This window comes from Microcoleus sp. T3_A4 (assembly GCF_036700465.1).
GTDB lineage: Bacteria > Cyanobacteriota > Cyanobacteriia > Cyanobacteriales > Microcoleaceae > Microcoleus.
In genome coordinates, this window is sequence record NZ_JAUBOY010000002.1 from 141,116 (window position 1) to 164,141 (window position 23,026).

At 46.1% G+C, this 23,026-nt stretch carries 17 protein-coding genes and 1 pseudogene; 6 read left to right on the forward strand and 12 right to left on the reverse strand.

Annotated features, from left to right (window positions below; translation table 11 throughout):
• Positions 1-22: 22 nt before the first annotated feature.
• Both QUA07_RS01855 and gatA read right to left on the reverse strand, forming a co-directional pair.
• The gene (locus QUA07_RS01855; RefSeq protein WP_333322078.1) at positions 23-1,081 is read right to left on the reverse strand and encodes an alpha/beta fold hydrolase; all 1,059 of its coding nucleotides are present in this window, start codon (positions 1,079-1,081) and stop codon (positions 23-25) included.
• A 118-nt stretch (positions 1,082-1,199) separates the two neighbouring features.
• A complete protein-coding gene (gatA, locus tag QUA07_RS01860; RefSeq protein ID WP_333082744.1) occupies positions 1,200-2,660 on the reverse strand; it encodes an Asp-tRNA(Asn)/Glu-tRNA(Gln) amidotransferase subunit GatA in 1,461 nt (486 codons plus the stop codon).
• Between the two features lie 1,088 nt (positions 2,661-3,748).
• Here gatA and QUA07_RS01865 point away from each other — a divergent pair.
• Entirely contained in the window at positions 3,749-4,204 is a 456-nt protein-coding gene (locus QUA07_RS01865) for a helix-turn-helix domain-containing protein (protein ID WP_333082743.1), read from the forward strand.
• A 202-nt stretch (positions 4,205-4,406) separates the two neighbouring features.
• Here the strand turns inward: QUA07_RS01865 and QUA07_RS01870 are convergent.
• Both QUA07_RS01870 and tnpA read right to left on the reverse strand, forming a co-directional pair.
• A pseudogene (locus QUA07_RS01870) lies at positions 4,407-5,255 on the reverse strand (IS630 family transposase).
• 90 nt (positions 5,256-5,345) lie between these two features.
• The gene (gene tnpA / locus QUA07_RS01875) at positions 5,346-5,744 is read right to left on the reverse strand and encodes an IS200/IS605 family transposase (RefSeq protein WP_333322080.1); all 399 of its coding nucleotides are present in this window, start codon (positions 5,742-5,744) and stop codon (positions 5,346-5,348) included.
• Between the two features lie 105 nt (positions 5,745-5,849).
• Here tnpA and QUA07_RS01880 point away from each other — a divergent pair, with 105 nt between their 5' ends.
• The 3 genes from QUA07_RS01880 (at position 5,850) to QUA07_RS01890 (ending at position 9,243) form a co-directional block, all read left to right on the forward strand.
• Entirely contained in the window at positions 5,850-6,938 is a 1,089-nt protein-coding gene (locus QUA07_RS01880; RefSeq protein ID WP_333322082.1) for a transposase, read from the forward strand.
• Positions 6,939-7,048: 110 nt separating this feature from the next.
• Positions 7,049-8,350 (forward strand): serine hydrolase, encoded by a 1,302-nt coding sequence (locus QUA07_RS01885; protein ID WP_333322084.1) that lies wholly within the window; start codon positions 7,049-7,051, stop codon positions 8,348-8,350.
• Between the two features lie 56 nt (positions 8,351-8,406).
• Positions 8,407-9,243, forward strand: coding sequence for an alpha/beta hydrolase (locus QUA07_RS01890; protein ID WP_333322086.1), 837 nt, complete (start codon positions 8,407-8,409; stop codon positions 9,241-9,243).
• A 128-nt stretch (positions 9,244-9,371) separates the two neighbouring features.
• On the opposite strand, the gene QUA07_RS01895 is transcribed toward QUA07_RS01890, so the two are convergent.
• From QUA07_RS01895 to carA, 5 genes are all read right to left on the reverse strand, one after another.
• The gene (locus QUA07_RS01895; protein ID WP_333322088.1) at positions 9,372-9,650 is read right to left on the reverse strand and encodes a DUF1816 domain-containing protein; all 279 of its coding nucleotides are present in this window, start codon (positions 9,648-9,650) and stop codon (positions 9,372-9,374) included.
• Between the two features lie 293 nt (positions 9,651-9,943).
• Positions 9,944-11,347 carry a 23S rRNA (guanosine(2251)-2'-O)-methyltransferase RlmB gene (gene rlmB / locus QUA07_RS01900; RefSeq protein WP_333322091.1) on the reverse strand — a complete coding sequence of 468 codons (1,404 nt, stop codon included), beginning with the start codon at positions 11,345-11,347 and terminating at the stop codon, positions 9,944-9,946.
• Positions 11,348-11,610: 263 nt separating this feature from the next.
• On the reverse strand, positions 11,611-12,057 hold the full coding sequence (locus QUA07_RS01905; protein WP_333322093.1) for a ribonuclease III domain-containing protein: 447 nt from the start codon (positions 12,055-12,057) through the stop codon (positions 11,611-11,613).
• Between the two features lie 383 nt (positions 12,058-12,440).
• Positions 12,441-12,797 carry an STAS domain-containing protein gene (locus QUA07_RS01910; protein WP_333037230.1) on the reverse strand — a complete coding sequence of 119 codons (357 nt, stop codon included), beginning with the start codon at positions 12,795-12,797 and terminating at the stop codon, positions 12,441-12,443.
• Positions 12,798-12,978: 181 nt separating this feature from the next.
• Complete coding sequence (gene carA / locus QUA07_RS01915) at positions 12,979-14,136, reverse strand: glutamine-hydrolyzing carbamoyl-phosphate synthase small subunit (RefSeq protein ID WP_333322095.1); 1,158 nt, start codon at positions 14,134-14,136, stop codon at positions 12,979-12,981.
• A gap of 431 nt (positions 14,137-14,567) precedes the next feature.
• Between carA and QUA07_RS01920 the strand changes: the two genes are divergently transcribed.
• Positions 14,568-15,212, forward strand: a complete 645-nt coding sequence (locus tag QUA07_RS01920; protein WP_333322097.1) for a retropepsin-like aspartic protease — start codon at positions 14,568-14,570, stop codon at positions 15,210-15,212.
• A gap of 162 nt (positions 15,213-15,374) precedes the next feature.
• Here the strand turns inward: QUA07_RS01920 and trpD are convergent, their stop codons facing one another.
• The gene (trpD, locus tag QUA07_RS01925; RefSeq protein WP_333322099.1) at positions 15,375-16,490 is read right to left on the reverse strand and encodes an anthranilate phosphoribosyltransferase; all 1,116 of its coding nucleotides are present in this window, start codon (positions 16,488-16,490) and stop codon (positions 15,375-15,377) included.
• 875 nt (positions 16,491-17,365) lie between these two features.
• Here trpD and QUA07_RS01930 point away from each other — a divergent pair.
• Entirely contained in the window at positions 17,366-20,347 is a 2,982-nt protein-coding gene (locus tag QUA07_RS01930; protein WP_333322101.1) for a PAS domain S-box protein, read from the forward strand.
• A 185-nt stretch (positions 20,348-20,532) separates the two neighbouring features.
• On the opposite strand, the gene QUA07_RS01935 is transcribed toward QUA07_RS01930, so the two are convergent.
• Both QUA07_RS01935 and QUA07_RS01940 read right to left on the reverse strand, forming a co-directional pair.
• Positions 20,533-22,302: an adenylate/guanylate cyclase domain-containing protein gene (locus QUA07_RS01935; RefSeq protein WP_333322103.1), complete on the reverse strand. Its 1,770-nt coding sequence runs from the start codon at positions 22,300-22,302 to the stop codon at positions 20,533-20,535.
• Entirely contained in the window at positions 22,299-22,694 is a 396-nt protein-coding gene (locus tag QUA07_RS01940; RefSeq protein WP_333322105.1) for a response regulator, read from the reverse strand. The genes QUA07_RS01935 and QUA07_RS01940 overlap by 4 nt, the downstream gene beginning before the upstream one ends.
• Positions 22,695-23,026: the final 332 nt, after the last annotated feature.

Here is a 23,026-nt window from a genome sequence, read left to right on the forward strand (position 1 = left end):
TGTTACCGCCAATAGCTTTTATCTACTTTGAAGAACCTAAAAATTGGCTCAGTATTTGCAGATATTCTGCGCCCCCGATCTGTGCCACATTAGTGTGACCTCCATCAGGAACTATGTACAACTGTTTGGGCTCCGGTGCTGCCTCAAACATTTTTTTGCTCATTTCCACTGGAACTACATTGTCAGCAGTCCCGTGAATAAAGAGCACGGGCATTTGCAGGCGATCGACTTTTGAAAGAGAATCAAACCGCTGTGTCAGCAAAAAATCGATCGGAAACATCCAAAACAGCCCTTTTTGAAAATTCACCATCGCCCGCGTCGAAGTAAAAGAGCCTTCTACGATTAACCCCGCCGCCTCCGGGTGACGCACGGCTAGATCGATCGCGATCGCGCCTCCCAAAGAATGACCGTAGATATAAATTTGATTCGGGTTAATCCCCCGCTGTTTCACCAAATAATCCCAAGCAAGTTGAGCATCCTCATAAACCTGAGATTCACTCGGAAAATCGCCCTGGCTTTTTCCATAACCACGATAATCCATCACAAATACCGACAAACCTAATCGATGAAATCGATGAGCGTGTTCGACATTTGATCCCACATTTGAAGCATTGCCGTGCAGGTACAAAACTACCCCCCCTAACCCCCCCTTAACAAGGGGGGGAACCGGAGCGACTGCCGGTCTCTCACTTTGCGGGGACGTTCCGACTCCTCTAGCTCCTCCCCTTGGCAAGGGGGGGCTGGGGGGGCTATCCGAGTCTCCGGTGTTAACAGAGGGAACAGCCTCTCCCTTTCTTGCTCTCCCCCTTGCTAAGGGGGGGCTGGGGGGATTTTCCGAGGCAGGAATCCACCACCCGTGCACGCTGTCAACCGCGCCTGTTTTAGTTGAAATTGGCAGCCAGACATCTTGATATTTCAACTGAAAATCATCTGGCGTAGTTTCGATCGCCCGCGCAGGAAAAAAGATAAACTTACCTTGCGCTACAAATAGGAATACACAAGCAGCAGAATAAGCAACGGCCAAAACTATCCCAAAAGCTATTAGCGATTTAGACAAAAGGAATACTAGCAAATTGTTCATAGATAGAGCACGCGGGAAATTAGAGATCGCTCAAAAGCTAATGGCAAATTATTAATTCAGACAATTAGCCAAGATCGATTACTAACTTCCGCCACCGTATTCCGCCGATTTTCAAAAATTAATGCAATTCCGGGTGGTGTAAGTGCCAATTCGTAGACTGTTCGTAAGCGTGAGCCACTTGAAACAACCGAGATTCTTGCAAAACATTACTAATCAGTTGTATACCCACGGGCAGTCCTTTATCATCAAATCCGCAGGGCAAACTCAAAGCTGGCAAACCAGCAAGATTCACGGGAATAGTCATCAAATCTGACAAATACATACTCAGAGGGTCATTGAATTTTTCGCCTGCCTTAAATGCGGTAGTAGGAGCAGTGGGACAGACTAAAACATCAACTTGAGAAAAAGCTTTTTCAAAGTCTTCTTTAATCAAAGTCCGAACTTTTTGAGCTTTTAGATAATAGGCATCGTAATATCCAGCCGACAATACGTAAGTGCCGATCGCAATCCGGCGTTTAACTTCCGCACCGAACCCCTGAGAGCGGGTTTTGGCATACATATCCAAAAGATTATCGGAGTCTGGAGATCGGAAACCGTACTTCACTCCATCATATCGCGCCAAATTTGCCGAAGCTTCCGAGGGAGCAATGATGTAGTAAGTGGGCAAACCGTAGCGGAAGCGGGGACAAGAAATGACTTGAATTTCTGCGCCCAATTGTTGAAATTGCTCGATCGCCTTAGTAACAGCGTCTTTAACCCCCGAGTCCAGCCCTACACCAAAAGTTTCTTTAATTACACCAATTCTAATTTGACCCTTGGGTCGCAAACTGGGTCTTAAAGCTTGAGCGTAGTCAGGAATTGGGACATTAAGACTCGTGGAATCTCTCGGATCATAACCGGCGATCGCTCCCAACAAAATCGCCGTATCCTCAACAGTCCGGCCAAAGGGCCCGATTTGATCGAGAGAAGAAGCATAGGCCACCAAACCGTAGCGAGAAACCAACCCATAAGTTGGTTTCAGCCCCACCAACCCGCAAAAAGCAGCAGGTTGGCGGATTGAGCCCCCAGTATCCGAACCCAAACTCACGACGCATTCTCCAGCGGCTACCGCTGCGGCCGAACCGCCAGAAGACCCTCCGGGCACGCGCTCCAAGTCCCAAGGATTCGCGGTAACTTGATAGGCAGAAGTTTCCGTCGAGCTCCCCATTGCAAACTCGTCCATATTCGCCTTACCCACAATCACCGCACCGGCTGCTTGGAGTTTCGAGACGACGGTTGCATCGTAGGGAGGCACAAAATTCTCCAAAATCCGAGAGGCGCAGGTTGTGGGAACGCCCTCGGTGCACATATTATCTTTAACGGCGATCGGGATGCCGGCCAACAGGCCAATTTGCTCTCCGGCTGCGATTTGGGCATCCACTTTATGGGCCTGCGCCAGTGCGCTGTCTGCCGTCACGCACAGAAAGCTTTTCAACTTCGGCTCTAGCTGGGTAATTCGGTCTAATGCTTCTTGAGTAATTTCCACAGCAGAGCGTTCTTTATTGACCAGTTGTCGGTGCAACTCGCGGATGGATGCCATGCTCGTACCTTTATTATTTCTACTTTGAGACAATACAGTTAATATAACTGGCAATTGTACCTGCTTACAGCCCGAAGGCAAAGTCGGCTATTTTTGTGGCGAAAGTTCGAGCCTCAAAGAGGACTCCGCTAACGGGCGATAGGTCATTTTATCTACAATAGATTAAATTCCCCAAATCCCACCGAACACAAAATAGCGATCGAGTTTTTTACCTCATCTTTTAACAAACCAAGAATGCAACTGTATCAAAACTTATGCAACAAGTGGTTGGACGCACGAATTATGTGAGGAAGCGGTAATGTGTGCAATGAGACCCCTACATAATTAGGTTCTGCCTCCAAGAATGTGTATGCAAGATCACAATCATTAGGAAATTAGTCATTCCCAATTCTGCAATCTAAATTCTCAAACATTAGAACCTAGCTTCTCTTCGACGCCATCCAGTATTTAGGGAAGAAAAAGATGGCATATAAAATAAACCAATTCCCGATTGTGAATGGTTTACTCCGGGTAACTTTCAGAGTATTATAGTTCACAATACATATTTATTTATTAGGTTTAAGTTATTTTAAAGAGCATAACTAGCAGCGTTTAAAGCTGATTTTATAAAAAATGTATCTCCTGTAAATCCACAAAAAAATGAACTTAAAATAAAAAAATATGATAATAAAGATTAGATTATGGCGGTCTATAGCCTAATAATTAGTATCCGATTATGAAGAATACTTTTTTATTCAAAAATGACTAAAAGTTATCATTCAGCCGAGTGAATTAAGGGCCGCTGCCCGATCGAAGAAAATAGCGATCGACCTTTTCCGATCCACGCCCCTTGTGCCAGAGGTCAACAAGCCTGTCAGAAATCTGGGGTTCACAAAAAAGCTGGGAACGCTCACCGCCACGCCGTGGTCTCCTGTTGCGCGCACCTGCAAAAAAACAGCAGTCCTTCCTCAATTGCGACTAGCTGCGTGCATCTGCGGTAAAAAAAGCTACTTATTTGCCCGATCGATCCCCAGGAAAATAATTTCATCCGGAATTATCCCCAAAACCCAAGATATATGGTAAGAAGTTCCCGATGCCCCGTTGGAGGAATGCCACCTAAAGCTCACTTAGAATCCCACCTGACGGCAGAGGAACTCAAAATTCGCTACCGGCAGGCACAAAACACCACAGAGTCGCGCCGCTGGCACTTGCTGCTGTTAGTGTCCCGAAATTGGACTATCAAACAAGCAGCCCAAGTCGTAGGTCTCAACTACGACTACGCCAAAGAAATTGTCCAGCGCTACAACCGAGAAGGGCCTAACTCTGTGAGAAATCGCAGCGGAGACCGCCAGCCCCCTCCTGCAAAATCCTTGCTGAATCCTGAACAGCAAGAAGAACTGCGACAAGCGCTGCAAGGCCCTGCCCCCGACGGCGGAGACTGGACAGGCCCCAAAGTCGCTCGCTGGATTGCCGAAAAGATTGGTAGCGATCATGTCTGGCCCCAACGCGGCTGGGATTACCTCAAGCGGTTGGGTGCTGACTGGCGACGGCGGCGCAGAAAGTAGATAGTTCGCAATATTTAAAGGGGGTTGATTGCTTTGGTGCGATCGCTCCCTTTATTTTGGTTATTTTGCCACATTGGCGCGATCAAAACCATTTGAGATTTGAGATTTGAGATTTGTTCTTCAATCTACAATCTCCGATCTAAAATCTAAAACCGTTTGACAAAAAAAATGAGATATAGTCATTTCAAATAAAAAAGAGACACTATTGAGCGCAGTAGGCACAGATGAGTTGATCTAAAGATGTGCCCGGAGGAGCATACATTCTGGCTCGTTTTAAGGCACTAAAATCGTGTTCAATATCGTTCAGGTCGGGAGAATATTTTGGGAGAAAAAGAACTTGATGCTCCGTTTCCTCTACCAGTTCTCGAATGGCTGTTTTTCGATGAATCGGTGCATTATCCATGATTAAGATAGATGGCTCCGTCAGAGAGGGTAATAAATATAAAGATAACCACCCTTCAAAACCTTCTGCATTGAGGCTGCCCGTAAAAACCATTGGGGCAATTAAGTCCTTTTTTCCTTTCCTTCTTCCGGCTACTAGATTTTCTCTTTTCCCCCGTTTTCCTGACTTTTCACCCCAGATTTTTTTGCCTTTTTTTGACCAGCCTAATGCACAATCTTGAAACTCTTCAAATCCTGACTCATCAATAAAAACCAGACTTTGACTTCCCGATACTTTAATTAATTCTCGGAGCTCTCTGTAGTATTTCATTCTTTCTTCTCGGTTTCTCTCCTGATAACGAAGTTGTTTTTTTTTCGAGTAATTTTCATTTCTTTAAGAGCATAAGATATGGCACTTGGTCTGACCCCAAACTTCTTGGCTCTGTCGATTAATCTGGCATCTGGGTTCTCTTTTACATCGTTTTCTAAGGCTTTCCAATCTAGCTTTCTCTTACGTCTTTTTACCTTAGTGGCCAATACGGTCTGTCCGACCCAGCCACCGATATATCGTTGCCCTTCCTACCTGAAAAAGTCCGGTTGCTTGAGCGATACGACCGCCATTTTCTACATAATCCACTACTCTTTTTCTCAAATCAATACTGTAAGACATTTTCCTAGCGGGTTCACTATTTTTATTAATTTTACCTCATTTTTAAATAGTCTCATACTTATTTGAAATGACTATACAAGCCCCGTCCTTCTAGGACGGCTTTTCTTGGTTTCTAATATATTCCTTCAAAACTTCTAAAGGCGCACCTCCTACAGAAACAGCAAAATAACTAGGACTCCACAAAGCTTCTTTGTGGGGTTTTTCGTGTCCAGCCTGTCCGTACCGACGACTGGAAACGCCTTTTAATGCGTTAACAATTTGAGATGTCGATAATTTAGGCGGATACTCAATCAGCGCATGAACATGATTGCCTTCGCCATCGAACTCTAGCACTTGAAAGTTCATTTTTTGAGCTACCTCACGAAACGATTTTTCAATCAAATCAAGACTTTCGCTCGTAAATACAGACCGACGATACTTTGTTACGCAGACCAAGTGCATTTTAAGTTCTGTAACAGAATTGCGCTCATGGCGGTAAATAGTTGTCATTACTTGCAAACCAATATATAATCAAACCTACAGACCAATATTAGTATAAACATGAAGGCGAGGTTCAAGTACAGATTTTATCCAACGACAGAACAAAAGCAGAGCTTGGCTCGGCTATTTGGCTGCGTGAGGAAGGTCTGGAACGATAGCCTAGCTCTCTGCAAGCAGTCCGAGAAAAAGCCAAGTTCGGCCGAACTGCAAAAAATCGTGATCACCCAAGCGAAAAAGACCGAAGAAAGAGCTTGGCTAAGCGAAGTCTCCAATATTCCTCTACAGCAATCTGTAGCGGACTTGGAAACGGCTTTCAAGAACTTTTTCGACTCCTGCAAAGGAAAGCGAAAAGGTTGCAAGGTTGGTTATCCCAAGTTCAAAAAAAGAGCAAATAGCCAGTCGGCACGATTTAGGATTGGGGGTTTTTCTCTGAAAAATGGCGGTGTCTATTTAGCCAAGATAGGTGTTGTTAACCCTATATGGTCAAGAACACTGTCATCCGAACCTAGCTCTGTCACAGTAATCAAAGATTGTGGAAATCGTTATTTCCTGAGTTTTTTAGTAGAAATTCAACACATTCCATCTGAGGCGAAAAACCAAAGTATCGGAATCGATTTAGGAATCACAACTTTTGCAGTGATGAGTAACGGTGAGGAAGCCAAAAGCCCTAGCTATAAAAGTCTAGACCGCACAATCCGTAAACTTCAACGTAAATTAGCTCGCCAGCCGAAAGACTCTAAAAGGAGAAACATAACACGAATCAAGATTGCTAAATTGCACAACCGCATTGCCGACACCCGTAAAGATTTTCTGCACAAGTTGTCAACTAAAGTAGTTAACGAAAACCAAGTGATTATTTTGGAAGATTTAAATGTATCCGGGATGGTAAGAAACCGGAAGCTCTCAAGGGCAATTAGCCAGCAAGGGTGGAGAGAGTTTAGAACTCTCTGTGAATCCAAATCCGAAAAGTTTGGCAGAGAGTTTCAAGTAATTAGTAGGTGGGAACCTACTAGCCAAGTTTGTGCGGATTGTGGTTTCAAATGGGGTAAAATCGATTTGTCTGTTCGTTCAGTGCTTTGCCTGAGTTGTGGTACTAAACAAGATAGGGATCAAAACGCTTCTAGAATTATAGAGAAAGTCGGGATGGGGAATCGCCACGACTCAAAACGGGCGCAGAGGGATTGTCAGACTAGCAACGGTTAGCAAAACCCGATGAAGCGTCAAGAATCACCGCTCATAAGAGGCCGGTGAGTATTTCAATGATGTAACAATAGCTGCTTATATTGAATAGGGTTGTGTGGAGGATGTTAAATATGCCAGAAATCAGGGGTTTTTTGTCGATCGCCAACAAGATGGCGGCAGTAGTAGCCGGCATTGGACTGGTTCAGATGTTAACCATCGCAAGTTCATTCTCTCAATCATCTAACCCGCGTTCCCTCGACGAACTCTACAAAATTCGCGATGGGCTGATCACCGAATTAGAACAACCCTCATCTCCCTCCCCAGAACCAACCATCCTTTCCGGCTTAGTTCCCTTCGCAGCTAATCCTCAAGAACAACTGCTACAGCAGTTGCAAGCGGTGGAAGCTCAAATATTAGTAGAACAGAGGGCTAACGACAACTTACAGCAAGCAGTCCGTTTAGCCAACAGAGCCGTAGAAACTAAACGGCAGCCAAATAAGTCGATCGAATCTTCGCAGCAAACTCAATTTTTCTGGCATCAGGCGCTCAACAACTTGCAGGAAGTTCCTCAAAATTCATTTTTAGCTTCCGTCACTGCCTCAAAAACTCAAGAATACCGGGAAAATTTAACAGCAGCAACCTTTCAAGTGCAGCAAGCAAAATCTGATGTTTTGGGTGCGCTTGCCCGAGAAAGCGGTTTGTCGGCTCAAGCTTCGATCGGTATTTGCAACCTTTCTAGAGAATGCGTAAACCTCCGGGGCGATGTACCTCCTGTCAGTCCAGCCAGCTTAATTAAACTGCCGATTGCTGTCGCCCTGATGCAAAAAGTCGATAAAGAAAAAATTAGTCTGAACCAGGAAGTATTAGTCACTCGCGGTAATTTCACCGAAGACGCATCGGCAAAGATTAGGTCCAATCGCAATTACCCGCTACAGCTACTGTTAGAAGAAATGATCTATCGCAGCAGCAATATCGCCACCAATCAACTGATCGATTATTTAGGTTCGGATTACATCAATCAATATTTAGATAATAGCGGCTACGAAGTCACCCGCGTCAACTTCAAATTAATGGGGGAAAGAATTATGCCCTCCAACCCCGGTTCGGGTCGCAACCGCGTGACTGCTAACGAACTCACCGAAATGATGGTGCAAATTTACAACGGCGAAACACCCGGTGCTAAACTGTTAATAGAAACTCTCAACCGCCAGTACGATCACGCTCTGGGATTTGCTGCCTTGGAAGGAACTAAAGCTCAGTGGTTGGGGGAAAAAACTGGTCAAAATTCCTGGGTGCTCGGCACAACTTTAGCGATGAGCATTGACGACGAGGCCTATGTGATTACTGTGATTGACAGCCGCAGCGGCGAGCTACAAATGCGCCAGTCTATTTCTAAAATTGCAGATTACATGGTCCGAAACCCCAGCTTTTAATCGCTGGAATATACAATTTATAGCGGGGGAAAACGCACCGCCCAAACAGTTAAAAAATGCCGCATCAAAAACTCAGTGTTTCCGTCAAAGGCAAAGGATTTCCTATTCTCTGCTTGCACGGCCATCCAGGTTCCGGCGATTGTATGTCGGTATTCACAGAACACCTCTCAAAACGCTTCCAGACGATCGCCCCAGACTTGCGCGGCTACGGCAACAGTCGCACCTCAACTTTCTTTGAAATGACCGATCATCTGGTGGATTTAGAAGCACTATTAGACAGATTAGGAGTCGATCGCTGTTTGGTGATTGGATGGTCTTTGGGAGGGATTTTAGCCCTGGAATTAGCCATGAAATATCCCCAGCGAGTCACCGGTTTGATTCTCCTTGCATCCGCAGCCAAACCGCGAGGAAGTCACCCTCCCATCTCTTGGCAAGATAACCTTTACACCGGTTTAGCCGGAATTATCAATTGGGCCCTACCCGGTTGGCAGTGGAATATTGATACTTTTGCGAGGCGATCGCTCTTTCGCTACTTGATACAGCAGCATAACGCCACCCCTTACCGCTACTTAGCACAGGCAGGTACTCCCGCCTACCTCAAGACTTCCAACACGGCCACCAAGGCGTTAAATACCGCTCTGAGGGCTGGATACGATCGACTGCTGCACCTTGGCGACATTCAATGTCCCAGCTTGGTGTTGGCCGGAGAGGCCGATCGGCACATCACCTCGGCATCAAGTTTAGAAACTGCCCGCCACCTCCACAATTGTCAGTGGCAGTGCTATCCCAATACAGCCCATTTGTTCCCTTGGGAAATTCCCGATCGGGTACTCGCAGACATTGATTGCTGGATTGAGAGTCACCCCGAAGCAGTTGGCAATTGCGAGTGTTGAGTTTTGAGTTTGTCACAAGCAATTTATCACCCAACACTCAAGAGTTTTGAAGTTACAACTCACAACTCACAACCGCACAGAGTTGCGAGGGAAGCGTAGCCCTCTCAAAACTCAAAACTCCCCTGCTTCTACTGACCGCTCAAAACCGGCCACAGCCCTCCATCACCAAGCTTTCCCAAATCTTCTGCAACCGTCAAAGTAATTGGTTTGCAGCGGTGAATCGAAACACTAACACCTTCTGCCCCTTCATTTTCTATGTCTTCTACATATCCTGCTTTTGCAGTTTCCGCCTCTCCCTGGGTTAAGAACGGGCCAAAATAGTAAATGCACCGCGGCGCTGAAGTTTTAACTTCAACCCACCAAGCCAATCCGAAAAAGTTGAGCAAGCTAATCAAGAATTCTTTCATCTGCTTTTCTAATGTATTTGACGGTGTTTTCAGGGTGCTGCGAACACGCCTAGGCTTTTGTTATTTACACGTGGCTGACTGCTGCCAAGAACCGATCCAAACCTATTTAAATATATCTAAATAGATTTGTGTCGAATTCCTGTTTGAATGTAGGGGCAAGACCCCTTCTACTTTCGCCTGAACAAGTAATGACAGTCGATCGGCTATCCTTACTTGTTCAAGGTGTGGTGCCACTCCATTCTGGGCGGCATTCACAATAAGCTACTCTGTTGTGCTCTTTTTTTCAACCACCTTTACGATCCGTGTACGTGAAACTTTTTGGGCCCGCGCTGGCGGTAAATTTCGTATAAAGCCATCCCCGTTGCTACCGAGACATTCAGGCTAGGAGTATGGCCTCTTAAAGGAATTGAAACTAATCCGTCACATCCGCGCTGTATCAAAAGGCTCAAACCGTCAGCTTCACCACCCACCACTAAAACAGTGGGCCCGGAGAACTTGACTGTCTCTATAGATTGACCGACGCCTGCTGCAGTGCCATAAATCCAGAATCCAGCCTCTTTCAGTTCTTCCAGCGCCCGGTTAAGATTGACAACCCTTGCCACGGGCAGGCTTTCCAATGCCCCTGCTGCCACTTTTCTCACTGCCGAGGTAATCCCAACAGCCCGCCGCTGCGGAATCACCATCCCCTGAGATCCCAATGCTTCTGCAGTGCGAATAATCGCCCCTAGATTGTGCGGGTCGTTGAGTCCTTCTGCCACCACAATTACTGGATCTTCGCAAGCCGACTTAGCCTTTGCGATCAGTTCGCTCAAATCCAGGTATTCGTAGGCTGATACTTGAGCCGCTACGCCTTGGTGGTTTGCTTTGCGCGTGATGTAGTCGAGGCGCAAATCGTCAACTTCGTCAATGATGCTGCCGTTGGCCTTGGCTTCGGTTAGCAAGCTGTGAAAGCGGGGATCGTAGCGCAGGTGGGGGACAACCCAAATCCGGTTGAGGACTTGGTTTGTTTCTAAAGCCGCTTGCACCGCATGGCGGCCGTAAATCATGTCGTCTGTGTCTGCGTCTGGTTGCACGACTGTATTTGAGGCACTGTCAACAGGGCGAGTGTCTCTGTCTTTGTCTCTGTCTCTGAAATGGTTGCCCCGGAATTCCTGCGGGCTCTTGTCTTTGTCTCTGTCTTTGTAATAATTGCCCCTGGATTCCTGCGGGCTGCTGTCTCTGTCTCTGTCTCGGAAATTGTTGCGGGCCGGCTGCGGGCTGCTGTCTCTGTCTCTGTCTCGGAAATTGTTGCGGGCTGGCTGCGGGCTGCTGTCTCTGTCTCTGTCTCTGTCTCTGTCTCTATCTCGGAAATTGTTGCGGGCCGGCTGCGGGCTGCTATCTCTGTCTCTGTCTTGGTAATAATTGCCCCTGGATTCCTGCGGGCTGCTGTCTCTGTCTTTAAAATGATTATTTCTGCGAATTTCCGGTTGGCCGTCGGCATCGACTCTCCGTTTGAAAATTGCTCTCACGGGCATTTCTCGCGATTGCGGGGCGAAGGTCGATCGCTTTTGAGGCGCGTCTACTCCGCGAGTATCGGGACGGGGTTTGCGTTCAAAGCGGGGAGAGGATGGTTGTGAGTCCTGACGGCGGCCTTCGCTTTTGAATGGCTTGCTGTCGGAATTCGATCGCGAAAAGTTTGGTTTGGTAAATTTTCTCATTGGTTTCTTGTGGTCAAAACGTTTGGGCTGAATGCTAATCGATTGTAGATTGTAGATTTGAGATTCTTGATTGAGGGAGCAATCTTTTGGCTTTGAGATTTGAGATAGTCTAGCGAGGGAGCAAGGATTTTGCTGTGTTCAAATTGCTAGTTAATAACTGATAAATCCTGTTTTGCCGATCGAGATTTTTGCGGTTTTATGTTAGCCGTGCCAGGATGGTTAATTAATCCCTCCCCATTCCCAACTCTTAACTGCTAAATCCTTTAAGTCTCAAGATCTAAAAGTGCCAGAAGTTCGGTCAATCTTTCGGGATCGGTGAGATACAAATATCCGATCAAAGTTTCTAAGCTGCTGGCTTGTTGGTATATCTCTGGATCTGCTCGCTTAGAACGGCCCGCTGCAGCATTGCGGCCGCGCTTGACAATTGCTAATTCTGTACTGTTCAAGTAAGGAGAGAGCGATCGCAAATGACGCGCTTGAGTTTCGGCTCGTACTTGCCCCACCACTAATTCGTGATAAGCTTGCAATCTTCTGGGTGGCACTAAGTACGAACTCCGAACGTAGAGTTCGTACACTGCATCTCCCAAATATGCCCAGGCTGCGGGCGAAATTCTTTCTATTTCTGCTGGTGTAGCCCTCGCAGGATGCACTCGATTTAAACTGATATCCGTCAGACTCAGTTTGAGTCCGTCATCTGCGATCGGCGACATACTTTTTTAAATAAAACTTCCGCACAGCTTGGTTTTTCTAGTCACTTAGTTATTTCGTCTTTCGTTACTTCAGCAATTATAGCTTTCACAGGAGTGTTCGCTGTCCGATCGCGAAGCGAGATATATAGGCAAAGGTTGGCGTGACGATCGCACTCCTAAAAAAGGCTTTTTACCAAATCGGGATGCTCTCAGTTTTATACCATTTTTTCGCGTGTTTGCCACACATATTTTACTGCCCATCCACCGAAACTCTCAGCATCGGGGAAATAGCGGCTGGCGCGTGTCGCAGCTTCTGGGAAAATCGGTATTGTTTTACCCGCAAAAAAATAAAAATTTGCTATCCAGCGTTGAGAACCGGATAGCTAATTTAATCCACTTTGGCGTCAAGCATCCTTGACGTTTTTTACCGCCTCATCAACCGAAGGCTGCAAAGACAAAAATTTCTCTAAGCGAACCAGTTTAACAGTCTGAGTTACGCGGGGATTTGAGACAATTTGCAATGTCCCCTCCAAGGTTTGGGCTTTTTTGACAAGTTGCACAAGTGCGCCCAAGCCTGAACTATCCACAAAGTCTATCTGAGACAAGTCCAAAATTACGTGTTTTGGGCCCTCGTCAATACATTTGCTTATTACCTTCCGAAAAGTTGCCTCAGAAAAAGCGTCCAGCAGGCCAGTCAGGCGAAATAACTGATAGTTATTCTTGACTTCGCGAGTGCCTCTGAGGCTAACGGTCAGGGTCAATGACTCAGGAATGACACCCTCCTAGCTAGATATGGCTTAAAGTCGAGGCTTCATTATAGGAGTTTTTTGGTCTTTTGTCTACAGTTTTTTAGTTATTAGTCATTAGTCATTAGTCATTAGTCAGAAGCGATCGACACAAACAGCCTCTGATGACTACTGACTAATGACTGCTGACTAAGGACTACTTTCTGCTGGCTACTTTCTGATTGTCTCGCATTGACTGCACGAATCGATCGAATAAATAGTCGGCGTCGTGCGGGCCCGGACTGGCTTCTGGGTGGTACTGCACTGAGAACAGTGGCAGAGTTTTATGCTTCAATCCGGCTACGGTGCGATCGTTCAAATTGAGATGAGTAATCTCTACTTCGGGGGCTAGGGAATCGGGGTCGATCGCAAAACCATGATTTTGGCTAGTAATTTCTATTTGCTCAGTTAAACCCGCTGGATGATTCAATCCCCGATGGCCGAACTTAAGTTTAAAAGTTTCTGCACCCAAGGAAAGTCCCAAAATTTGGTGTCCCATGCAGATGCCGAATACGGGTTTGTCCGACTTTAACAAAGCTTTCGCAGTCGCGATCCCTTCCGTTACCGCCGCCGGATCTCCAGGGCCGTTGGACAGAAAAATGCCGTCCGGGTTGTATTTGAGGATTTCCTCCGGCGACGTGTCAGCGGGGACAACGATGACCCGACACCCGTAACTCGCCAGACGCCGCAGGATGTTGCGCTTGATCCCAAAGTCTAGCGCTACCACCGTCCACATTTTGCCGTTAGCAGGTTTGACTGTAGGACTGAACTCCCAAACCGAGTCCGTGGCTTCAGACCACTCGTAAACCTCGCGAGTGGTGACTTCCTGGACTAGATTCAGCCCGTCCATGCTGGGGGCATCTTGCACTTGCTCCAAAAGTTCCGCCTGGTCGAGAATCGTGGTGGAAATGCCGCCATTGATCGCTCCCACCGTGCGAATTTTGCGAGTGAGGGCGCGGGTGTCGATCCCGTAAATGCCGGGGATATCGTACTGTTTTAGGTAGTCTTGCAGAGATTGCGAGCAGCGCCAGTTGCTGGGGCGGCTGCAGACGTTGCGGGCGATCGCACCCCGAATTTGCGGGCGCGAGGATTCTTCGTCTTCGAGATTTACCCCGGTATTGCCCAATTCTGGATAAGTAAAAGTTACAATTTGACCGCAATAGCTGGGATCGGTCAATACTTCTTGGTAGCCCGTCATTCCCGTATTAAATACTACCTCGCCAACGACGGTGGCGTCAGCGCCAAACGACCAGCCGCGGTAAGCAGTACCGTCAGCCAGGACTAGGAGAGCGGGTTGTGCAGTTGAAAGTGACATGGCATCCTTAATTACTTTCGTTTGGTTTCATTCTTACCACTGCCAGGGATTTGATGCTAGTCGGCAATATACAGATATTATTTTAATTTGTGCAAGGGTTCGGAAAAGCAAGGCACTTATGCCGCAGGTAATCAAAAAGCAGCAATACAGCAGTTCTCAATCTTGGTGAGGTATGCCCTATGCCTTATGCCCTATGCCCTATGCCCTATGCCCTATGCCCTATGCCCTATGCCCTATGTCCTATGCCCTATGCCCGCTTATAAAGCGTGTACCTCATGTTACTGAGAAAGGCTATAAGTGCGTGCAAATTTTCCATCTCCCCCGCGCCAGCAATTTATCTGCAAGCAGCTTAGGAGGCGGGCGGAAATTCTATATCTATACCAAAAGGCAGTTGTCGCTGTTACGATCGAGCTACAGCGTTTAACGAAACTATGGCTAGTAAATCACCCTTGCCTTTACTCTCAAACTCAAAAAAGCCTCTACCGATCCCTCAAAACCTGCGCCAACCTTTACTGGTTTTAGCAGGGGTTATTTCTCTGAGCAGTTCAATTTTAGTAGGGAGTGTTGCCAACTCCTCGCCAGCAGTGGCTCAAGAAAGTGAGGGATGCTTCATGCGGAGCTCGTCAGGCCGAACCGTCAACCTCAGCCAATCAGTCTGCGGTTTTCTCCCCAAAGAATTGACTCCCCCCACTTCGGCGGCGGCAAAGTCGGGAGTGTTTCAGGCAAAAATCAAACGCCGAGAGGCTAATATCCCCGTCATAGAAGTCACGTTTAACGGCAAACAAAAGTTCGAGATGATGGTAGATTCTGGAGCTAGTGGCACAGTAATTACACCAGCAATGGCTAAAGCCTTGGGCGTTGTTCTCCAGGGAACAGTGCAAGCACAAACTCCCAACGGAGTGGCTACTTTTCCCCTCGGTCGCCTGAGCTCTATGGAAGCAGGTGGTCTGGCAGTTAACAATGTAGTTGTCGCAGTCTCGCCGTCGCTAGATATCGGACTGTTGGGTCACGACTTTTTTGGTAATAAAGATGTGACTATTAAGCAAGATGTCATTGAATTTCGAGCGCGCTCTTAACAAGAACGAAGGAGGGAGAGGGAAGAAGTAAAGAAAAATGGAAAATTAAATAATTTTTCTTGTGGGTTAGTTAAAACAAAAAATTCCTTCTTCCTTCTTCCTTCTTCCTTCTTCCTTCCGTTACATCCGTTGCAAAATCCGTTGGCGAACTTCCTTCTTCCTTCATTTCAAAAACTCAATCAACTGCTGCAACTTCAACCAAGATTCGCCGCTCCATAAAATCTCCTTAGCCAGAGAAACTCCTGCTGCGTGAGAACCCATAGGAATTGCACCTCCCACCTGAAAAGCTAAAGACGCATTCAAAGCTACAACATCCATTTGCGCGCGCGTACCTTTCCCTTGCAAAATGTTCCGCAAAATCTCGGCGTTTTCCTCAACATTTCCGCCTTTTAATGAGCCGATCGCACTTGGTGTCAATCCTACCTTTTCCGGGTCTAAAGTAGTGAGTTCCACTTTGCCATCAGACAAAACCGCCAAATCAGTCACATCACCCAAACCCGCCTCGTCCAATTTTTCTCTGCCGTGAACGACTAAAGCTAACTCAGTCCCCAACTCGCCCAAAGCTTGAGCAATAGTTGATACCAGAGTAGGATCGAACACCCCGATTATCTGCCCTGTAGGGCGCATAGGATTGACAAGGGGCCCTAATAGGTTAAAAATAGTCCGCACCTTCAAAGTTCGCCGGAGCGGCGCTACAGCCTTAAGTGCGGGATGCCACCCAGGGGCAAATAAAAAGGTGATGCCCACAGAGTCTACCGCAGATCTTACCTTCGCGGGATCGGCGTTGAGGTTGACTCCGAGTGCTTCCAACACGTCAGCAGAACCCACTTTGCTCGATGCGGAGCGATTTCCGTGTTTGGCGACTCGAACTTTGCCGGCGGCGGCCACAAAAGCTACAGCAGTGGAAATGTTAAACGTGGAAGCGCCGTCGCCACCTGTGCCGCAAGTATCAATTAATTTGAGATTGGAGATTGAGGATTTGGGATTGAAAATGCTCTCTGATTCACCTGCAAGCGACTGAGAATGCAATACCTGAGCCATTCCTGCCAATTCTTGGGCTGAGATGCCTTTGGCTTGGATGGCCGCTAAAATGGCTCCTGAGAGGACGGGGGGAATAGCTTCGGCTAGCCATCCCTGCATCAAGTCGGCTGCTTGGGTGCGTGAGAGAGATTGTCTGTCTAATAGTTGTTGCAGGAGGGCTGGCCACACAGGAGAATCCGGCGTCTGGGTTGAAGCAGGGGATAACTCTGGCGTTGCTAGTAGAGGAGAATTTGTCATTTATTAGTTTTTAGTCAAATTTAGCTTGATCGAGCTTTGTGGCCAAACCGAGAATCGATCGGGATTTTACCAGACTTGCCGACCACATTTTGCGCGATCGGGCCCCGATTTTTGCTCAAATGCCAGCACCGCTACAGAATTTTTCCGCCCGCAGTAGCAGAATATGAATTTTTTGATACAACAATTACCCTATTGTTGTGCCAACTTTACATAGAAACCCCAAATCGTACAACTGCTAGCAGTCTGCTGTATTATCTATCAGCAATAATACTTAACACTAACTCAGAGCAGCCAAAGACCGATAAAAGTTTCCGAGAGGAGTTCTGGAGACCAAAAAATTTTAGACATTAGGGAGCCCAAGATTCATCTGTGGAGTCAATTCTTTAATCTAAAATCTAAAATCTCAAATCGATTGACAGCAAGGACAGCGAGCGTTTAGCTCTTGCAGGCGGGTTTGTGGCATTGGGCAAGAGTCGATCGTCGTACTCTCACCCAAATCCTAAAAATAGGATCTTGCGGTTGTAGAAGTCGCTGCCTTTTATTGTAAGAACATCCTTGCTACTAACTTATTTCAGGGTATTCAACTGCTAATATATTCAGGGAGATTTCAAGGAGCGGGTTTTGCTCGAACACCTGCACCGCAAGCCGATCGATGTGCCAATGCGATCGTGACAGCCAGTCAAGCATCAAATAAATACGGGATTAGCTAAACTTTCCGCAACTATCACTAATAACTAACAGTCCAGTAGGACAGATGAATAAACACACTCGTCTCCGGCTGCGATACACCATCTTTCAGCCTAAATAACGGCTCAAATTTAACAGGCGGTAGACCAAAAATATTCAACTCACACACAAGAGCAGGGTATTCACAAGTGGGAAATCAAAAATTAGGAAATAAAGCGATAGAATGCCTGAATGTCGCGGAGGCACTGCACCAAATGGAAGCAAAATATTATAGTATGTTTGAAAATGCTGTGTCGGGTATTTTTCAAACAAGCCAATCCGGTCGCTACATCAGCGCTAACCCAGCTTTGGCTCGCATCTACGGATATAATTCCGCCGAAGAATTAATGGGCTGTCTGACTGATATCAGCGATCAGCTTTATGTCAATCCCGATCGGCGCGATCAGTTTGTTTCTGCTTTGCAAGAACAGGGCATCGTATCGGATTTTGAGTCGCAGATTTATCGGCGGGACGGAACAATAATTTGGATCGCTGAGAATGCGCGCGCTGTCTGCGATGAAGCAGGAAAATTGCTCTACTACGAAGGTTTTGTAGAAGATATTACCCAGCGAAAGCAAGCAGAATCTGCACTTCGAGAAAGCGAAGAACGCCTGCGCTTAATAATTGAAGGCGTTAAGGATTACGCTATATTCATGTTAGATCCTGAGGGGTATGTAGCTAGCTGGAATTCTGGTGCAGAACGCATTTTGGGATACAGATCTCATGAAATAGTCGGCAATAATTCGGAGTGTTTTTTCACTAAAGAAGATCTTGAAATCGGCAAGCACAAAGAAAAATTAATCCTGGCGGTGGCAGAAGGTCGATACGAAAATGAAGGCTGGCGGCTTCGCAAAGACGGATCGCGATTTTGGGCGAATATTATTGTTACTCCTTTGCGCGATGAAAGGGGAAAGTTGCAGGGCTTTTCTCAAGTAATGCAGGATATTACTGAGCAAAAGCGGGCGGCTGAGGAAAAGATGCAGTTGATTGCTTCTTTGCAGGCGTCGGAAAAAAAGTTTCGCACTTTGTACGAATCGACGACTGATGCGGTAATGCTGCTAGATGAAGAGGGTTTTTTGGATTGCAATCCGGCTACTTTAAACTTATTTGGATGCAGCACTGAGTCGGAGTTTTGCGGCAAGCATCCTTCGGAGTTCAGCCCGCCGTTGCAACCGGATGGACAAGATTCTAGGAGTCTTTCTCAAGAGCGAATTAATACGGCTCTGCGATCGGGAAATTGCCGTTTTGACTGGCGGCACCGTCGTTTGGATGGTTCTGAGTTTCCGGCGGAAGTGCTGCTAACTTCTATGGATATCGGCGGCAAAATAGGGCTGCAAGGCGTGGTGCGCGATATCACTTATCGGGTGCAGGCTGAGGAAGCCCTGAAGCAGGCTAATGAGGTATTGGAATGCCGGGTTAAAGAGCGGACAAGTCAGTTGGAAGAGGCTATTAAAAAGTTGAGTTTATCGGAAGAAAAGTTTTCTAAGGCTTTTCGATCGAGCCCAGATCCGATGATTATTACTACTTTTGCTGAGGGTCGTTTTATTGAAGTTAATGATAGTTTTCTGTCGATGACTGGTTACGATTTAGAAGAAACGACCTGGAATACAGTACCGGGGTTAAATATTTGGGTAAGGCCTGAAGACAGACTTAATTTTAGGCGAAGTTTGCACGAACAAGGTGTTGTTCGCAATCAGGAATGCGAGTTTCGGATGAAGTCGGGATCTGTGGTGGTATGTTTGCTGTCAGCAGAGTTGATTAATTTGGACGGCGAACTCTGTATGCTGGCGGTGATGACGGATATTACCGATCGCAAACACGCCGAAGAAGCCCTACGGGAAAGCCAGCGGGCCTTGGCGACGCTGATGAGCAATTTGCCGGGAATGGCCTACCGTTTTCGCAACGATGCCGATCGCAGTATGGAGTTTGTCAGCGAAGGTTGCTATCAGTTAGCCGGCTATTCTCCTGAAGAATTTATCGGCACTCGGCAAGTTTCTATATCGGAATTGACTCACCCGGACGATCGTGAGAATTTGTGGAATGCCGTGCAAGTTGCTTTGCAAGAAAATCGACCCTATCAGCTAAATTACCGAATTACTGCTAAAAATGGCGAATTAAAATGGGTTTGGGAGCAAGGTTTGGGAGTGTTTTCCGACTCGGGAGAATTGATAGCTTTGGAAGGGTTAATTACTGACATTTCCGAGCAGAAACGCAGTGAAGAAGCTTTGCGGCGATCACAAACAGAGTTAACCCAACAAAAACTTCAACTCGAAAATACTTTGCACGAATTGCAGCAAACTCAAGCTCAATTGATTCACACTGAAAAAATGTCTACTCTCGGTCAAATGGTAGCCGGTGTTGCTCACGAAATTAACAATCCCGTTAGCAGCGTTTGCGGCAATCTCGTTCACGTTGGCCACTACACGGAAGATTTGCTGAATTTGCTCGATATGTACCAGCAGCACTGCCCGCAGCCGCCGGCAGCAATTCAAAATAAAATTAAGGATATCGAATTAGAGTTTCTGCTAGAAGATTTGCCGAAAGCGATGTCTTCGATGCAGGTTGGGGCCGATCGCATTCGGGAAATCGTGCGATCGCTCAGAAATTTCTCCCGCAAAGATGATTCTCAAATGAGCAAAGTTAACCTGCACGAAGGGATTGAAGGAACGTTGCTGATCCTGCAAAGCCGCCTGAAAGCCAGAGGCAACTATCCCGAAATTGCAGTAATTAAGGACTATGGAAATTTGCCTTTGGTTGAGTGTTATGCTGGGAAAATCAATCAGGTATTTATGAATTTGATCGGAAATGCGATCGACGCGATCGAGGAATACAACGAAGGGCGTTCAGTTGCCGAAGTCAAAGCTAACCGCAGCAAGATTAAAATTAGGACAGAAGTCCAAAACTCCCATGCTGTAATTAGGATTTCTGACAACGGGCCCGGTATGCCCGAAGAAGTTTCCCAGCAGTTATTCGAGGCTTTTTTTACCACCAAACCCGCCGACAAAGGCACCGGTTTAGGCCTGTCAATTTCCTACAAAGTTGTCCAAGAACACGGTGGCAAACTTAGCTGCGTGTCCGCACTCGGCCACGGAGCCGAGTTTATCATAGAATTGCCGATCGAACAACCGTAGTCAGCAGTCATTAGTCATTGGTTATTGGTTATTTGTGACTGTTGGCTGTTGACTGATGACTGTTGACTGATGACGCTCGATCCCTAACCAATGACTAATAACTAATGACTAATGACTAATAACTAATAACTAATAACAACTGACAAATGCCAACTGCCAACTAACAACTACCAACTGCCAACTAACTACTGACACCTTTCCCAATAAATTCGAGCCACCTTATCCCCCGGATTTGGCCCCAAACAATCCGCAAAAAGTCCCGCAGCTTCCCTAAAATTATTCATATTGTACAAAGACAAAGCCTCAGTAAATAGTTGCAGAGTCGCTAACTTCCCCGCTTTAACTTCCGGCAAATCCGCATCGAAAACTTCATAAACAGTCACCCATTCAGACTTACCCTTAACCTGAACTTTATCAATTACCCTAATTCCGTAATCAGCAGGATTTGTCAAGCGATCGAAAGTCTGCTGAGTAATTAACAGCGACACCCCGTAATTCTTCGTCAAACTTTCTATCCGAGAAGCCAAATTAACCGCATCGCTAATCACAGTACCCTCCATGCGGCTTTTTCCGCCCACTATACCCAGAATCAAAGAACCAGTATTGATTCCCACCCCAATCTCAACTGGCACATAACCCACAGAAGCGCGATCTCGATTGTATTCAGCCAGAGTATGCAGCATCGCAATTCCGGCTTTCACAGCATCATCCGCCCCCTCACTAAACAAAGCCATAATTGCATCGCCAATATACTTATCAATAAACCCCTGATTTTCCACAATCAGCGGTTCCATTCGACTCAGATAAGAATTGATAAATTTGAAATTCTCTTCCGGTGTCATCTTTTCCGAGAGAGTAGTGAAATCGCGGATGTCAGAAAACAAAACTGACATTTCCAACTCCACCGCTTCTCCCAATTTAATATCAACAATACTATCACATCCCAAAAAAGCTAAAAACTCATTGGGTACAAAGCGACTTGTCGCCTCCGCAATTTCTAATTCTGCATCCAGTGAAAGTTCCAAATTGCAATTGACCTCAAAGAGATCCTCAATGAACTTTTTGCGTTCTGCCTCAGCTTCTTGGCGTTCCGTGATATCTTGAAAAGTGTTGATAGCATAAACAATATTTCCTTGTTGATCGTAGATTGGAGTAGCGAATATCTCTAAGGGAATAATCTTATCGCCTTGATGAACTTCTGCATCGTCAGCCGTAGCACTTTCCCCCTTCAATGCGCGCACGATGGGCAAATTCTCCGTAGGATACTTTTGATTTGTGCCTGCTTGATAGAGTTGATAAACCTCTGACAATTCCTTGAAACTGGTATCCGGCACAACTCCTTTACCCAATATCTCTTTTGCTTTCCGATTAATGTAGTAAGGTTGGCCGTCCGCATCTAGGACACCCACACCAATCGGCATTGCTTCCAAAAACTGCGTCAACCGATTTTCATCTTCGTGTAGTTTAGCAATGAGTAGGGTTTGCTGGCTGTTTAACTCGGCAAACTCCTGATTTATTTGCTGGAGTTGGGCATATTGTTGTGCGAGTTGCTGATGTTGAAGATAACTATTTAGCGCTTCTCTAACCGTCAATTTCAAGTCTTCAGCTTGCCAAGGTTTAGTAATATAACGATATAAGTTGGCAGAGTTAATAGCATTGGCGATCGCCCCAATATCTGCTTGTCCTGTCAGCATAATTTTTATAGTTTTAGGCGAAATTATATGAGCCTGTTTTAACAGCTCATCTCCCTTCATTTCAGGCATAATGTGGTCGGAAATAATTAAAGGAATTTCATCCCCATCCTCTAGCAATTCTTCAATTAACTCTAATGCCTCTTGCCCACCTTCAGCAATTTCGATTATATAATCATTGCCAACAGCCTCTTGCAGTTCTGCTTTAAGACTCCTGAGTACAGTTTTTTCATCATCAACACAGATAATTACCTGTTGGCTCATAGTTTAGATAAACCAGATTTAATCGTTTCTAGTAAATCGGATTCCAACCAAGGTTTAGATAAGCAACAATGAAGGTTAGCCAGTTTTTTTGCTCGATCAATTGCTACTTCATCCGCTTGACCAGTCAGCATTATTTTAATAATATGCGGGTGTTTATTGTGAATGCGAATTAGTAGATCATCTCCCTTAATACCGGGCATTAACCAATCCGAAATAATCAGAATCACGTGGGTTTGTTCGTCAGAAAGTTCGCTGATTACATCTAAAGCCTCCTCAGCATCTTCGGCTGCTTCGTAGGTGTAGGCATTGCCAAATTCTGCTGCTAGCTGCGTCCTGAGACTGTCTAATACCATTCTCTCATCGTCAACGCACAAAATAACTGGTTTAGACATCTATTTTTTCTCCTTTTTACTTGTTATTAGTAGCAAAAGCAAAAGTAGTCACAGTAGTAAAGTGTATTAGTCGACCCCATCTTATCTTAAGATGTCACAAGTCAACGGCTCGCCAAATCCTCTCCCCCTCCCCAGTCGCCGAAACCAAGCAATTTATATGCGTAAGCATAACGCATTGTAGTGCTGTTTTACATCCGTTTCCTGTGGAATCCAACTTATTGGCATCATAACGCTTTAACTTTTAAAATCCTCCCAGTTGGGTAGATTGCAGGTTGGGTGTAACTGACATCTTGCACCATTCTCAAGAACAGGCTTTTCGGCCTGTTCCACGA

Excerpts from the sequence above, each read along its gene's own strand:
- QUA07_RS01855 (WP_333322078.1), bottom strand. The coding sequence starts at position 1,081 with ATGAACAATTTGCTAGTATTCCTTTTGTCTAAATCGCTAATAGCTTTT.
- gatA (WP_333082744.1), bottom strand. The coding sequence starts at position 2,660 with ATGGCATCCATCCGCGAGTTGCACCGACAACTGGTCAATAAAGAACGC.
- QUA07_RS01905 (WP_333322093.1), bottom strand. The coding sequence starts at position 12,057 with ATGTCGCCGATCGCAGATGACGGACTCAAACTGAGTCTGACGGATATC.
- QUA07_RS01940 (WP_333322105.1), bottom strand. The coding sequence starts at position 22,694 with ATGTCTAAACCAGTTATTTTGTGCGTTGACGATGAGAGAATGGTATTA.
- QUA07_RS01920 (WP_333322097.1), top strand. The coding sequence starts at position 14,568 with ATGGCTAGTAAATCACCCTTGCCTTTACTCTCAAACTCAAAAAAGCCT.
- QUA07_RS01885 (WP_333322084.1), top strand. The coding sequence starts at position 7,049 with ATGCCAGAAATCAGGGGTTTTTTGTCGATCGCCAACAAGATGGCGGCA.
- rlmB (WP_333322091.1), bottom strand. The coding sequence starts at position 11,347 with ATGAGAAAATTTACCAAACCAAACTTTTCGCGATCGAATTCCGACAGC.
- carA (WP_333322095.1), bottom strand. The coding sequence starts at position 14,136 with ATGTCACTTTCAACTGCACAACCCGCTCTCCTAGTCCTGGCTGACGGT.
- trpD (WP_333322099.1), bottom strand. The coding sequence starts at position 16,490 with ATGACAAATTCTCCTCTACTAGCAACGCCAGAGTTATCCCCTGCTTCA.
- QUA07_RS01935 (WP_333322103.1), bottom strand. The coding sequence starts at position 22,302 with ATGAGCCAACAGGTAATTATCTGTGTTGATGATGAAAAAACTGTACTC.
- QUA07_RS01890 (WP_333322086.1), top strand. The coding sequence starts at position 8,407 with ATGCCGCATCAAAAACTCAGTGTTTCCGTCAAAGGCAAAGGATTTCCT.
- QUA07_RS01865 (WP_333082743.1), top strand. The coding sequence starts at position 3,749 with ATGCCACCTAAAGCTCACTTAGAATCCCACCTGACGGCAGAGGAACTC.
- tnpA (WP_333322080.1), bottom strand. The coding sequence starts at position 5,744 with ATGACAACTATTTACCGCCATGAGCGCAATTCTGTTACAGAACTTAAA.
- QUA07_RS01895 (WP_333322088.1), bottom strand. The coding sequence starts at position 9,650 with ATGAAAGAATTCTTGATTAGCTTGCTCAACTTTTTCGGATTGGCTTGG.